Source organism: Arthrobacter sp. TMP15 (genome assembly GCF_039529835.1).
Classification (GTDB): domain Bacteria; phylum Actinomycetota; class Actinomycetes; order Actinomycetales; family Micrococcaceae; genus Specibacter.
This window is the reverse complement of the sequence record NZ_CP154262.1, coordinates 104,597-118,236: the sequence shown is the minus strand read 5'-3', so window position 1 is coordinate 118,236 and position 13,640 is coordinate 104,597. Positions and strand designations below refer to the sequence as shown.

Sequence of the window (13,640 nt, the reverse complement as noted above, 5' to 3'; positions counted from 1 at the left end):
TGGCCTTCATGGCGGCCACTACTTTCGCCCTGGAAGCTGTGTTCGAGCTCTCCGCAGCCCTAGCCGATGCGGGCATGAAGGACGTCCGTATCGAAGCGGCACTCGCCAAACTATGGTCCTCCGAATTTTCCTATACGTGTGCCGATGAACTGGTTCAGATCCGCGGCGGTCGCGGCTACGAAAGCGCCGCGTCCCTCGCCGCACGAGGAGAGCGTGCCATCCCAGCCGAACAGCTGTTGCGTGGCAGTCACGGCTCCGCGTAGAAACCTTGTTCAATGAGCTGTGGCACAACACCGACGATTCGGATGAGTCACTCAGCGAGGAACTCTTGGCCGGAGACTTCACCTGGCTTGAAGAGGGAGTGCTCGATCCTTCGGAGGGTACAGGAGCCTGGATTGCCGACGCCTCAGACGGGGCGTCTCTTCAGGAAAATCAACACCGCAAATATCGCTGACACGGTCCATGCTCGGCAAAAAACAACGCGGGGGTGGTTATTACTATTCGCAGTGCGTCTACGCACTGCGAATAGTAATAACCACCCCCGCGTCGGGTGAAACGAGAAATATTAGCCGTCAGTCTTGACGATGTACACATCGCACGGGGCGTTATGTGAGACGGCGTTCGCCACGGAGCCCAGAACGCGGGCCAAGCCCTGCATGCGCACGTTGCCAACAACGATCAATTTGGCTTTGAGCTTGGTGGCCTCTTCGATCAAGACGTCGGCAGGCTTGCCCAAGGCGGAGGAGTACTCGGTCTTGACACCGCTAATCTTCAGCTCTTCCGCAACGCGCTGTGCAACGCGCTCAGCCTCATCGGCCGTGGAGAGGAACCACTCGTCGTTGCCGATGGAAACCTTCTCGGTTCGGTCTTCGCCAAATGCTGTAACCACGCGCAAGGTGTAGCCAAGTGATTTGGCTAGTTCTGCCGCAACGCGTGCAGCCTTCATGGACGTTGTGTTGCCGTCGACGCCGACGATGATGATTCCAGCCATTTGCTTCATCCTTTGGTTGCTCCGAAACACCGGTGCTTTGCGCACCAGCACCAATCTTGTCCCCTACTTTAGCCACAAATGCCTGCACTTTGGCCTAAACGTGCCCGAACTTACCCTCCTGTTACGCCGCCAATAGTAATCGTCTGCGCTCCACGGATGCTCCGTTGCCTACAGCTACGAGGGTTCGGTGAGCGCATCGGCCAGGATCTCCAGCACGTGGCGGTACTCTTCCCCCGTGGCTCGGCTCATACCCAGTTCACACGTCCTATTGCAGGAAGCATGGGCGGAGGCGCCCATCGTGGCCACCTCGGCTGCCTGGGCTTGCGTCGCTGAGGCCGTCAATTCCGGGTGCAGCATGCCCCGGTCCCCGGCAAAGCCGCAGCAGCCCCAGCTTTCCGGGACGTAAACCGAGTTCGCAACGGCCTGTGCCAGCTCCACCAAGGATGGATTCAGTCCCAAGCGCACCGACGAACAAGTTGGATGCAACGCAAGGGAATCCAGCCGCGCCCATGTTCCACCCAAGAGCGGCAGTAAACGTTCGGCCGTGAATGCCACGGCGTCAAGGACCCGCAGCGGCCGCTGTCCCGGGCTCAAAACCTCGTTTTCTAGGGTGTGCAGCAATCCTTCGGTGCAGCTGGAGGCATCACAAATGATCTCCAACTCCCCGTCCCGCGTTGCCTGGCGCAACAGGGCCAGCGTTCGCGTGTGCATCTGCGCCAACCCATCCACCATCCCCTTCGATGACCACGGCGTTCCACAGCACGCACTGTCAATACCATCCGGGACCAGCAACTCAACCCCAGCCGCGAAGCACAATTGCTCAAAACTTGCCTGCACTCCAGCCGAACCACTGGCAGCAGGACCAAACATGACGTTCACACAGGCGGGAAAATACACGGCCACCGCTTCCCCCACAGGTGCTGGCCGACGTCGCGCCTCCCCTCCTGCGGGAAGCTCCCCTGAATACAGGGGGAGGGTGTCAGCACCAAGCACCTTGCGCCCGAGCTTATTGGCGGGAAGTACGACGGCGGCTGGCACCTTCGCGGCCACGTCCAGTGCCAGCGAGGCCCCCTGAGTCACGGGCCCCCAATGCTTTGCAGCCGTACCCCACACCGCCTTTTCCACTGTCCCGGCAGCCTGCGCACGCAGCCGCTTCACCAAAGTACCCGTGTTGATGTCCACAGGGCAGGCGGTTTGGCACATGCCATCCACGGCGCAAGTGTCTACGCCGGCGTAATCATAATCCGCCGCTAGGGCATCGGCGAGAGCATCATCGCCATCTGCCCGGGCCGTCGCCATATCGCGGAGAGTGACAATGCGCTGGCGCGGGGTCAGCGTCAGATTCTTGCTGGGGCACACCGGTTCGCAATAGCCGCAGGAGACACAACGGTCCACTTCCGGGTCTACGGCCGGGGGCGCAGACTTTATATGGTTCAAGTGTGCTAATGGGTTCTCTTCGAGAATTACCCCTGGATTCAGCATGCCCGTTGGGTCGCACAATGCCTTGATCCGGCGCATCACCTCATACAACTCATCCCCGTACTGGCGCCGCACAAACGGTGCCATGACCCGCCCTGTGCCATGCTCGGCCTTAAGCGAGCCACCCTCCCCGAGCACCACGTTCACCATGTCCTCGGTGAAGGCGGCATAGCGGTCAAGCTCGTCCTTGCTGGCAAAATTATCCGTCAGCATGAAGTGAATGTTGCCATCTTTGGCGTGCCCAAAAGTAACCGAGTTTTCGTAGCTGTATTTGGTAAACAACGTCCCCAGCTCCCGGCACGTGCGCGCGAGCGCAGGAACCGGAACAACCACATCCTCAAGCAGTGCGGTGGTGCCTGGAGGGCGAGCCCCGGCCACCGCGGTGTACAGCCCCTTGCGCAAGTGCCACAACTCTGCACGCACCTTAGCATCGGTACTAAAACCCGCCGGCCCCTCCAATCCCAACGTTGCCGCGAGTCGCACAGCCTTCGCATTGAGCTCAGCAAGCTCGCCCGCGTTGCCTGTTTGGTATTCCACAAGCAACGCCGCATGGTGTGCAACCTTAAGATCCCGCACAACTGCGGGTACTTGACTCAGTCCCTGCCCCACCCGCAGCGACAGCGCATCCATGAGCTCAACCGTGGCTGCTCCGCTGTGCACCAACGCCGGCAGCGCGGTGTTGGCCGCCTCGAGATCCTTAAAGACCAGCAGCCCGGACGTGGCGTGAGCCAGCCGTGAAACAGTCCTAAAGACGGCCTCAGCCACGAACCCAAGCGTCCCTTCACTACCAACAACAAGGTGCGCCAGGATATCAACGGGATCGGAGAAATCAAGGAGTGAGTTAAGTCCGTAACCCATGGTATTTTTCATGGCGAATTGTCGTTCCACGGTGGCACGCGACTGCGGATTCCTGCGCACCCGTTCCGCCAACTCGCCAAGACCCTTGTAGAGTTTCGGCTCCAGAGACCGGAGCCGGGCAGGTGCGTCGGCGGCGCCCGTGTCGATAACGGTTCCGCTGGGGAGCACCAGTGTCATTGATTCAAGAGTCTGGTAGGCATTATCCGTGGTGCCACAGGCCATCCCCGAGGAGTTATTGGCAATCACTCCCCCCACGGTGCAAGCAACCTCGCTTGCGGGATCAGGTCCAAACTTCCGTCCATAGCGCAACAGCCGGGCATTTAAATCCCGTACCGTAACTCCCGGCTGCACGCGCACACGGGCACCGTCGTCGAGCACTTCAATATCTCTAAAGTTCTTCCGCACATCTACCAGCAGACCGGCGCTGACCGCCTGACCGCTCAGGCTTGTCCCGCCGGAACGCAAGGTTAATGGCAGTCCACGAGCGGCGCTGACCATCATCAGTTTGGCCACTTCAGTAGCATTTTCCGGGACGGCCACTGCCTGTGGGATCAGCAGAAAGTGTGAGGCGTCATGGGCGTTTGCGTGGCGGTCAAGGGCACGTGTGCGAGTTTGCTCCGGCGCCGCCATCGCCGCCGTGACTTCCTTTAGCAGCGGCCCACTTAACGCCGCGTTACCCCCGTTAACCGCACTTCTATGCCCCGGCATGCCTGCCCTTTCCGTCTTCTGTTTCTGTTTCTGTTTCTGTTTCTGTCGATTTCAGAGCTTCACATTCAAAACACAAAGCGGCAGCAACCAATTGGCCCTCTAGCTAGTCTTGTGCGGGGTCTGCCGCAAAGCAAGCAGCTCGCATGAACCGGCTGTCATGAACTAATAGTGGGCCCTCATGCCCCCTATGCTGTTGCTAGCAGCTAACAACCTTTATTTTTGGGAGCCCCATGACCATCTCTACAGCAGATCTTTATGACGAGCGCGGTTCAGAGTTAACCTCGGTGTCACTCCAATTTCGGGATTTCGGTGCTGTCGCCGCGTTTAGCGGCCCGGCCCGCACCGTCAAGTGCTTAGAAGACAATTCCTTGGCGAAGGCAACTTTGGCAACTCCCGGCGAGGGCGCCATTTTGGTTATCGACGGCGGCGGCTCACTGCGTACTGCCCTGATGGGAGACATGATCGCCCAACTCGCTGTGGACAACGGCTGGGCCGGAGTCATTATCCATGGCTGCGTCCGTGACAGCGTGGTGCTTGGAACCATCAATCTAGGCATCAAAGCCCTGGGCACAAATCCTGCCAAGAGCAGTAAAAACGGTATAGGCCGCGTTGATGTCCCAGTCAGCTTGGGTGATGTCATCATTGTTCCCGGAGCGATGCTCTACGCCGACCCCGACGGAATCCTTGTGGCCCCGCCTCTTACATAGCTGAGAGACTCAGGGTTTGAAGTTAGCTGGTCCGCGTAGGGGCTCCAGTTGGTTCTTCTTCTCCGCTGGAAGTCGCACCAAGGTATTGCTAGGTTCATGGAAGAACGCCAGCACAGTTTCAGCTATGACGCATTTACTTTCAGTGACCGGATCAAAAATGGCATAAGCCACTGTGAAACTTGCCCCCTTTATGGCACTGATCCACAACTGCACGCTCGCCGCAACGTTGCGGTAATTCAACTGGGCCAGATATCTAACCCTGTGCTCCACCACTAGTGCCTGCACACCGGCGGCCAGTTCGGAAAAGATGGGCATCTCCACATCAGTTCCAGGGAGCCCGGTTCCCGATGGAGGGCCAAAGGCATGCACCCTGGCCTCCTCGAGGATGCGCAGAACTTCTACGTTGTTGATGTGCCCATAGGCGTCCATGTCTCCCCAGCGCATGGGCACCGCCAGCGTGAGCCGCTGGCCGTCGTCGAACTTTTCCTGCACAACTTTCATTTCAATCCGCCTCTTTCTCCTGGCACATCTTTACTTCGGGCACGATAGCCAGTCATCACGCTGCCGTGCGGCCTCAGTCTGGTTCATGGAAAGGCCATTCACGGCTCAAGATGGCGTAGTGGCGGAGGGTAATCCATTCGCCTTTGCTCCAGTCAGCTTCCACAAATGTGGCCTCCAAGCGCATCCCCAGCCGGGTCATCAGGGATGCTGACTTTTCATTCCTGTCATCGCAAATCCCCTCTACCCGGTGCCATCCAAAGTGGTTGAAGGCAAGGTCCAACGCTGCGGTACATGCAGCGAAGGCCACACCGCGACCTTGGACTGTGGGGCTGAAAACGAAACCGATTTCTCCCCGCCGCCAATTATCGCCATCCCACTTCAGCAGTACCTCTCCCACGATTTCAGGGGAAGATCCCAGCTCAACGGCCAGATCCAACCACTGTCCGGGGGTGGCAAAATCACGTTGGGCAACCATTGCATCAACCGTCAATTCGGTGTCGACCAAGGACTGCGGAGGGTGCGGGAGATATCTTGCCACTTCTGCCAGCGACCTATATGCGTTCACGGCCGGCGCATCCGCCACCGCGATGGGGCGGAGGCGGATGTCTTCCGCCCCGCAGTCTGCTGGCGCCTTGGCAGAGGATTTGGCAGGCGCTTTGGCAGGGACTTGAGCATGGACTTGAGTATGGAACGGATAGATCGGCTGTGCGGGGATGGGGACCTTTGAAGTCTCACAAGACATGTTCAGATCCTAATGGAATTCCCCCGCGTCAGGCCCGAACAGCATCTGCCAATAGATATATTGCGCTCCCCACCCGCGTCCTGCTAGGTGTTCGAGCCGGCTGAACCGTTGGTCAGAGGCCGGTTCAGGCGCTGGTTCAGGCCCTAGTTCAGGCCCTAGTTCAGGAGCCGCCTCAGGCGCTATCTCTCGCGGCAAACAGTCAGACTCGTTCGATAACATGGCTTCATGCCTGCCGCTCCAACAACTCGCCGACGCGTGGAACTCATTCTGGTTCCACTCGTTTCCGCTTTTTGTATGGCCTTCATCATCGGCGCAATAGTACTGGACCGCGACAGCGCCCCGTGCCCCTCTCCCACATGGGATAACAACCTCTCACTGTCATTGGGAAACAGCGGCAGCGTCAAGGCTGCAGCAGTCACTGCTTGTCCGGACGCGGATTGTGTCCCGACCTCTCCCACGTTCGCCAAGAGCTCTCTCGGAGACTCGCGCATCCTCACCCAGCAAAGGGACGGATCGTGGCTGCTGGTCTTGGGTGCGCCACCTCCCACAGCTGTTAGTTTCAGGGTCTACGACCAAGACGGCAAGCTCTTGGCTACCCAATCCACGGCACTGAACTGGACACGCGTGTCAGGCAACGAGCGCTGCGGCGGCAGGATGGCGAACATCAACGTGGCATTCGACGTCCCCTAGAGTTGGCTTTCCCCAGGCGGCTCACTAGCGCGCTTCACCCAGTTGCGCGGCCCGTAAAGACTGTGGCGCACATCTTTTAGCTCACACCTTCTGGCTCACCAATTGTGTGGAGCCGGGTTGCGGGCGCTGGGCAGCGCATTGTTTGCCTGCCATTGGTGCACCCATGCTGGAAGCTGGAGACCCTGCGGCGGCAGCCCAAAGACCTCAAGCAGCTGTTCCATGGGGATGGGTCGTCCCTTACCTACAAAGCGCATCCACACGATGGACTGAGCGTAAATCTCGCCAGTTACCACCATTCGTTGCTCAAAATAGAAGCCCCGCTCATCGGTGCCGATAATCCGCGTCTCCATGGAGTATTTTTGCCACAGTTGCAGCGACTTTCTAAAAGATATAGTTTCCGCCCCTGATACGGGACTCCAGCCCCGGCGCAGCATTTTCTTCCATGCCCCGCTGCGGACTATCAGATCCATACGGCCCAAATCCATCAGGGAGAAGTACATACCGTTGTTCAGGTGACGCGCTACATCTATGTCGCTTGGCCATACACGCATGGGCACGCTCGAGTTGCCCCACAGTGTCGCGGGAGGTCTGCGCCATGAACAGAAAATATGAAAGAGAGTACGCAATAAGAGGTGCATGACTACATGTTACTTGCTAGTAACATAATGCAGCTTGAGCATGTCTACCTGTTTACAAAGTAAATCAAAACCCCTGTGACCCACGTGCCTGCGGCCATGGCCGCAAAGCCAAATTCTGCCAGTATCCCCAGCCCCATGGCCCTCAAAGCTGCAAGCGATGAAGAGATAGCGGGTCCCACTTCTTTCTTTCGAGCAAATTCCGAGAGAAACAGGCCCAGAACAAAGCCCACCAGTAAGCCCACCACTGGAATTACAAAGAAACCTACAACGCCCAAAACCACGCCGATCAACACAGACCGCCCAGGTATGGAGCGTTCCTTCATGACGCGGCCCGTCAGCACAGCACTCGAGACCATGCCCGCCGCAACAAACAGTAAGCCGATACCGAAAATAACCCACCCCAGCGGAGACCCCAACACCAGCGCCCAAACGAACAGGCTGACGGCGATCAATATGCTGCCAGGAAGCACGGGAATGATAATGCCCGCGGCCCCAACCGCTATTGCCAATCCGCAAATAATTGTCCAAATAATCTGAGCGTCCATCCTGCAATGATCCCATTTATTTTCTGCGGCTTACTGCTTTTGTGAAGGTGGCTCCCCCTGCGCCAAATCCCTTTGCGCGCTTTTCCTGCGGACTTCCAATGCTTGGTGCTGTTGGTTGGGGGACGACGGCGGTTCTTGCGTTGTGGGGGTGGGTACGGCTCGGGTTTCGGCTTGTGTAGCTGAGGCGTGGTGGGGTCTGAGTAGATATTGCTTAGAATGTTTCTTCTAGGAACTATAGCGTTTCGGTCACGACGGGCGTAGACTTGTGGTATGAGTATTCCGGTGATGGCCCCCGGGGAACGGGGCGAGGAAGCCACACAGGATGTGGCCGCACTCCTTGGTGCGATAGCCGCTCTTCCTTCTATTGAACCCTTCGGCACTGACAATCCATCCTTGGCAGGATTACCGCCACTGATTGGCTTTCCCCCGCCACAGCCGGAGCCGCCCTCTCAGTTAGGTGTGGTGCGTGGTGTTCATGATGGTGCTATCGCCGCTTTGGCGGTAGTGAAGCGTTTAGAAGACGCTACCGCGGCGTGTAAAGCGGCCCTGTTGGGACGATTAATGGGTGCGGTAGAAGTAGAACGAGTTTTAGTTGATCTAGACCGGAACCAATCATCACTAGCGCAAAGTAGTGCCGTGTTGGAAGCAGCTTTGGTCTTAGGGATCCCTGAACGAACAGCTGCCGCACTCACGCATCACTGCGTGGAGGTTCTAAAACACCCAGTCACGTTCAAGGCTTTACAAGCAGGGGTTTTATCTTGGCGGCACGCATGCACGATCGCTGATGAGATCACCACTGTCAAAGAGAGCAGTGGCATCAGTGCCCCTGAAGTCGCCGCTTTCCAGACCCGATTGCTGGTGCTAGCACCCGGGGCTACCGCATCAGTGTTTGCCTCCAAAGCCCGCCGGGCCCGTGAGTCAACATTCCCAGATACCCTCACCACCGCCACCAAGGAAGCCTTCACACGGCGTAAAATGTTCTGCGAAGAAGGCCGCGACGGGATGTCCTGGCTAAGCCTGCATCTACCCACCCTGGCCGCAGCAGGAATCATGACGCACTGCACCCGCACAGCACGAGCCATCAAAAACCACACCAACACCCACCCCACACCACACCCTAACCCCGGCCCCGACCCCAGCTCCGGTCATGGTTCCGGTTCTGGGAATGGGGTTGGGGGAGATCGTGGGGAATACAGAACTCTGGATCAACTTCGTGTTGACGTTGCTGCACTACTACTGATGGGCCAAGAACTACCCGCCAACAACTACACCAAGACCGGCAGTAACAACACCAGCAAGACCAGCACCAGCACCAACGCTCCTGAGCGCAACAACGACGATCGGAACAACAACGATCGCAGCAACGCTCCTGACAGCAGTTCCAGGCCCGGCACCAGCAAGACCAGCACCAGCAGCAACGCTCCTGACTGGGGTCACCGCGGTGGCAGTGCTGGTACTTCCGGGCACTGTACTAGCGAGAGTAGTTCCGGGGGATTTAGCTCGGGCTTTGGGGTGAGGTTGGTTGATCCGGAGCCTATCTGGACACACACAGATCCTGACCCCAACACTCACGTAACCACAGACCCTGACCCCAAAGACCGTGATGCCACAGGCGGTGGTGCCATAGGTGGTGGTGCCATAGGTGGTGACGTGCGTGAATCCTGCCTTGGACGTGAGGCTGACTCCCTGCATAATCCAGGTAACCCGATTCAGGGGTACCTCCCTGTTCAAGAGCGCCCCGCGGCTGAGAAGGGGGCTGGGAGGGGATTAGGTGGTGAGGGCAGTGCGGTGGATGATGCGCACCCTGCCCTTGCCCAGGACGTCGCTGGCGATAGTGGTGTAGATGCTGGTGTAGATGTTGGGGTGGATGTTCTGGTGGTGGGGGAGTTAGTGGGGGATGGGTCAGGTTTCGTCAATGGGGTCATTGACGGGATCGTGGAAGATCAGCAACAAGAATACTTAGACCAGCTTCACGCACTGGCTCAGGGGAAAGTCATTACGGATCCGCCGCTACCAAAGGCATTGATTCTCCTGAAGGTTCCTTTCCTGGGCTTGTTAGGGATAACTGATGAGCCCGCGGAGCTTGTGGGTATCGGCACCGGTCCGGTACCAGAAGAAATCGCAAGGAAACTCATGGCAGCCTCACACACGTTCCTGCGCGTGCTCACCGATCCGATCAGTGGGGAAGCGTTAGCGTTGAACCCTGACCGGTACACACTTAGCAACGCTGAAAAAGCTGTGCTGCAAGCCCTGACTGGGGGTTGTTACATCCCTAATTGTCCTTATCCAGTAATGGACACTGAGCTGGATCACCTGAACGCGTGGGAACACGGGGGGACCACGGCCATGACTAATCTTCGCCCTGCCTGCGCACGTCACCACCGCCTCAAGCACTTCAAGGACGATAAAGACCGCCACGGTAACTACCGCCGCTATCAAGAACCACACCGGCAAAACATTCGTCTTCGTGGCTGGACCCCTCAACCCACCCCCGACGGACGCATCGGCTGGATCACCCCATCAGGGAACTACCAAAAACCCCAACATCAAGAACCCCAACGCACCCAATACCCCACCTGGCTCAAAAAACACATCAACCACACCCTCAACCCACCAAAAGAAAACACCACCAAACACCACAAAAAACGCCACAAGTAGCCACGTCGGCGTTAACAATGCACGGGAGTGAAGTACCTGCGGCCTAGACTTTCTGTGTGACCACACTGCAAAAGAACATCCCCCCAGCAGGTGCCCGCTCTGCCTCAGCCTTTCTGCGGCGACCTACAGCTTTTGCCCGCTCGGCCACGCACCCCATCATCCTTTCCAGTTTGGTGGGCATACTCTCTCTCACCGTGTATTCAATATTCTCCTGGCTGCAATGGCGGAGCTTCACCATCCGCTCGTGGGATCTGGGTATCTTCACTCAATTGGCCAAGTCCTACGCGAACTTCAGTCCGCCCATCGTGAGCCTCAAGGGCGAGGGTTACAACCTATTAGGCGATCACTTCCACCCCCTCCTCGTCCTTCTCGCACCCGTTTATCGCCTATTCCCCAGCGCCTATACATTGCTCGTGATACAAAACGTATTGCTGGCCCTCTCCGTCCTGATTGTGTGCCACTACGCAATTAAGCGGCTAGGAAAACTCCCCGGCGTGTGCATCGGGATCGGCTACGCGCTGAGCTGGGGACTGGCATCAGCGGTCGATTCCCAGTTCCACGAGGTTGCTTTCGCGGTCCCGTTGCTGGCACTCTCACTAGTTGCCCTACTTGACGAGCGGTGGCGATCTGTATGGATCTGGGCGTCCCTGCTTGTGTTTGTCAAAGAAGATCTGGGTCTGACAGTGTTTGTTATCGGCCTTGTCATGGCATGGCGCGCCCGGACCGCAGCAGGCCTATGGCTCTCCCTCTGGGGTGTTGCTTGGTTTGTGCTCGCAACCAAAGTCATCTTGCCGGCCATGAACCCCGGGGACCAGTGGGCGTATCAAAGCCAGCTGAATATCAATGGGCTACTCCGCGACCCGGGCTCACTTTTCCACCCGGACAAGGTCACAACAGTTCTGCTGCTTCTGCTCATCACAGCCGGACTCGCCCTACTATCTCCCTTGATATTGATCGTCTTACCCACCCTGGCATGGCGCTTCCTCTCGGATCTGCCCGTTTATTGGGGCCAGGAATGGCAGTACAGTGCGGTGCTCATGCCGATTGTTTTCTGCGCTGCCATTGATGCGCTCTCGCGCCGAAAACTACTCAATTCTATTCGGCTAAGACAACTTGCAGGCATAAGTATTCTGCTGGTTTCCATTGTACTGACGAGCCAATACGCGTTTGGGAAACTGGCTCATCCAGATAAGAACTTCCCGCTCACCACAGCGGCATCTTCACAGAGGGCCTTGGCGGCAGTGCCCGACGGCGTGAGCGTCGAGACAGATATCTCACTGATGAGTTACCTGACCGACCGAACCGAAGTTTATTGGATCGGCAATAAGAATCCGGCTCCAGATTACGTACTGATTGATGTCTCCGGGCGCTCCGACATTACTCCTACAACCGCGGCCACTGAGGCCGAACAGCGCTTCCCTGGCACCCGTTTCACCACCGTCTTTGCAGACGCACGTTATCAAGTGGCTCAACGCCAGTAGAGCAGAGCTACCACCTTCGTGGCAGCACCGCTGATTCTCAGATAGTGGCTAGCGTCTTCCGTGCGGTATCAATAAGCTCACCGCAGGAGCGCTTGTAGGTCCCAGGCTCGTAGGTTCCAGCTTCTAGGCCTTGGGGTTGAGAATCTGCTCGAACGAGTGGAAATTCTCTCACTCATCCGCAATTCCGTGCATAGTGCCGTGCCCCTAAGAACCCCATAGACCCCGTCCCAATTTGGAATAGAAACAGCCTCAAACTGAGGGCGGTCCGAATAGGCACTGACCGTCGTTTCCGGGGCCGCAGAGCCCAAAGTTCCACCAACTGGATCGGCGAGGAGCCAGTGCCCTAATCGACGCTCTTTATCTTCACCACGAAAACAGCACCCAAAAGTCCGATGACAGCTGCTACAACATAGAGCGTCACGTAGCCACCGAAAATTGTGACAAGCGGCCAAGCAATAATCGGCGCAATGACCTGTGGCAGAGAATTCGCCACGTTAATCACTCCCATATCTTTGCCCCGACTGGTTGCCGACGGCAGAACTTGCGTAAGAAGTGCGAAGTCAACAGCCAAGTAAACTCCGTAACCAATCCCTAGGACAGCAGCTCCCACGAGCGCACCGGCCCACGTTGGGAAGAACGCCAAGATCAGCGCAGCTAAGGCGATGATGGCTGACGATGCGATGACGAATGGTTTACGTTTGCCCACCCTGTCTGTCCACCGTCCACCAATGACTGCAGTGATTAACGTCAGCACGGCGTAGACACCGGTGAGTATCAAAACACCGAATTCCGGGTTCTCAAAACCCACAGCATCGGTCAGGAAGAAGAGTAAATACAAAGTCACCAAATGATTGCCCACATTGACCAGGAATCTGGTGATCCACGCCCACGCAAAATCAGGGTACCGCTGCGGGGAGATCCAAAAGCCCTTGACAAAATTCGGCCACGTGAAGGGTGGTTTGTCCCGCGCATCAAGCACTTGGTCGTTTGCCAAGAACAAGTAAGGAACCATGCCAACCAACAGGGCCACAGCGCAAATAATGAATCCAAGCGAGAAATTCCCTGCCACTCCTGCAGCAATAGCGGCGCCCACAAGGATTCCCACCACGGTGCCCATCGAAGCGAGCCCGCCAATGGTGCCGCGCTGTCGCACCGGAACTTGGTCTGGAATGGCGGCCGTCGTGGCCGCGAGCGCACCGTTTGCACCCAATTGAACAACGCACCAAAGTAATGTCATGGCGGCAATGCTCGGTGCCCCAGCCAGACCTAACAATCCAATGATTCCCAACAGGGCTCCGATGAACACCCATGGAACCCGCCGGCCAAACCGTGAGGTTGTTCTGTCGCTGAACGTACCAAAAAGTGGGTTGGCAACAAGTGACACAGCAGCCCCGGCACCTGTCACCAGCGCTAGAATGCCTTCCTTGTCAGCTTCGCTGAAATCTGCAGCCTGTTGTCCAAGCAATACCTGGATAGGACCAAAGAATGCTGCATTGATGCCTACATTGACCAGCACTATGGAGGCAGTCCACCGGTGTTTTACATTGCTAGTTGGCTCAGCCAAGGCCGTATTACCGGGCCCCTGTTGAGGGAGACCCTCGGTATGTTTGTACTTCACGGTGACTTCAGCCTTCCCCGCCTG

Annotated in this window: 13 protein-coding genes; 6 read left to right on the top strand and 7 right to left on the bottom strand. The window is 57.4% G+C overall.

Annotation, left to right across the window (positions count from 1 at the left end; translation table 11 throughout):
- Positions 1-8: 8 nt before the first annotated feature.
- Together AAFM46_RS00500 and AAFM46_RS00495 are read left to right on the top strand one after the other, a co-directional pair.
- Positions 9-263, top strand: a complete 255-nt coding sequence (locus AAFM46_RS00500) for an acyl-CoA dehydrogenase family protein (RefSeq protein ID WP_343318922.1) — start codon at positions 9-11, stop codon at positions 261-263.
- A gap of 5 nt (positions 264-268) precedes the next feature.
- The gene (locus AAFM46_RS00495) at positions 269-454 is read left to right on the top strand and encodes a hypothetical protein (RefSeq protein WP_343318921.1); all 186 of its coding nucleotides are present in this window, start codon (positions 269-271) and stop codon (positions 452-454) included.
- Between the two features lie 111 nt (positions 455-565).
- Here AAFM46_RS00495 and AAFM46_RS00490 read toward each other — a convergent pair whose 3' ends face one another.
- Complete coding sequence (locus tag AAFM46_RS00490) at positions 566-991, bottom strand: universal stress protein (RefSeq protein WP_283531932.1); 426 nt, start codon at positions 989-991, stop codon at positions 566-568.
- A 174-nt stretch (positions 992-1,165) separates the two neighbouring features.
- Positions 1,166-3,958 carry an FAD-binding and (Fe-S)-binding domain-containing protein gene (locus AAFM46_RS00485; protein ID WP_343320300.1) on the bottom strand — a complete coding sequence of 931 codons (2,793 nt, stop codon included), beginning with the start codon at positions 3,956-3,958 and terminating at the stop codon, positions 1,166-1,168.
- A 308-nt stretch (positions 3,959-4,266) separates the two neighbouring features.
- Here AAFM46_RS00485 and rraA point away from each other — a divergent pair, with 308 nt between their 5' ends.
- The gene (gene rraA / locus AAFM46_RS00480) at positions 4,267-4,743 is read left to right on the top strand and encodes a ribonuclease E activity regulator RraA (protein WP_343318919.1); all 477 of its coding nucleotides are present in this window, start codon (positions 4,267-4,269) and stop codon (positions 4,741-4,743) included.
- A 9-nt stretch (positions 4,744-4,752) separates the two neighbouring features.
- Here the strand turns inward: rraA and AAFM46_RS00475 are convergent, their stop codons facing one another.
- Together AAFM46_RS00475 and AAFM46_RS00470 are read right to left on the bottom strand one after the other, a co-directional pair.
- On the bottom strand, positions 4,753-5,244 hold the full coding sequence (locus tag AAFM46_RS00475; protein WP_343318918.1) for an acyl-CoA thioesterase: 492 nt from the start codon (positions 5,242-5,244) through the stop codon (positions 4,753-4,755).
- 73 nt (positions 5,245-5,317) lie between these two features.
- Entirely contained in the window at positions 5,318-5,986 is a 669-nt protein-coding gene (locus AAFM46_RS00470) for a GNAT family protein (RefSeq protein WP_343318917.1), read from the bottom strand.
- 225 nt (positions 5,987-6,211) lie between these two features.
- On the opposite strand from AAFM46_RS00470, the gene AAFM46_RS00465 reads away from it, so the two are divergent.
- Positions 6,212-6,676 (top strand): hypothetical protein, encoded by a 465-nt coding sequence (locus AAFM46_RS00465; RefSeq protein ID WP_343318915.1) that lies wholly within the window; start codon positions 6,212-6,214, stop codon positions 6,674-6,676.
- A gap of 95 nt (positions 6,677-6,771) precedes the next feature.
- Here AAFM46_RS00465 and AAFM46_RS00460 read toward each other — a convergent pair whose 3' ends face one another.
- Both AAFM46_RS00460 and AAFM46_RS00455 read right to left on the bottom strand, forming a co-directional pair.
- The gene (locus tag AAFM46_RS00460; RefSeq protein ID WP_343318913.1) at positions 6,772-7,314 is read right to left on the bottom strand and encodes a thioesterase family protein; all 543 of its coding nucleotides are present in this window, start codon (positions 7,312-7,314) and stop codon (positions 6,772-6,774) included.
- A gap of 44 nt (positions 7,315-7,358) precedes the next feature.
- Positions 7,359-7,859 carry a DUF456 domain-containing protein gene (locus AAFM46_RS00455; RefSeq protein WP_343318911.1) on the bottom strand — a complete coding sequence of 167 codons (501 nt, stop codon included), beginning with the start codon at positions 7,857-7,859 and terminating at the stop codon, positions 7,359-7,361.
- Between the two features lie 270 nt (positions 7,860-8,129).
- Between AAFM46_RS00455 and AAFM46_RS00450 the strand changes: the two genes are divergently transcribed.
- Together AAFM46_RS00450 and AAFM46_RS00445 are read left to right on the top strand one after the other, a co-directional pair.
- Positions 8,130-10,517, top strand: coding sequence for a DUF222 domain-containing protein (locus tag AAFM46_RS00450; protein WP_343318910.1), 2,388 nt, complete (start codon positions 8,130-8,132; stop codon positions 10,515-10,517).
- Between the two features lie 56 nt (positions 10,518-10,573).
- The gene (locus tag AAFM46_RS00445; protein WP_343318909.1) at positions 10,574-11,998 is read left to right on the top strand and encodes a DUF2079 domain-containing protein; all 1,425 of its coding nucleotides are present in this window, start codon (positions 10,574-10,576) and stop codon (positions 11,996-11,998) included.
- A 343-nt stretch (positions 11,999-12,341) separates the two neighbouring features.
- Here the strand turns inward: AAFM46_RS00445 and AAFM46_RS00440 are convergent, their stop codons facing one another.
- Positions 12,342-13,616, bottom strand: a complete 1,275-nt coding sequence (locus AAFM46_RS00440) for an MFS transporter (RefSeq protein ID WP_343320298.1) — start codon at positions 13,614-13,616, stop codon at positions 12,342-12,344.
- Positions 13,617-13,640: the final 24 nt, after the last annotated feature.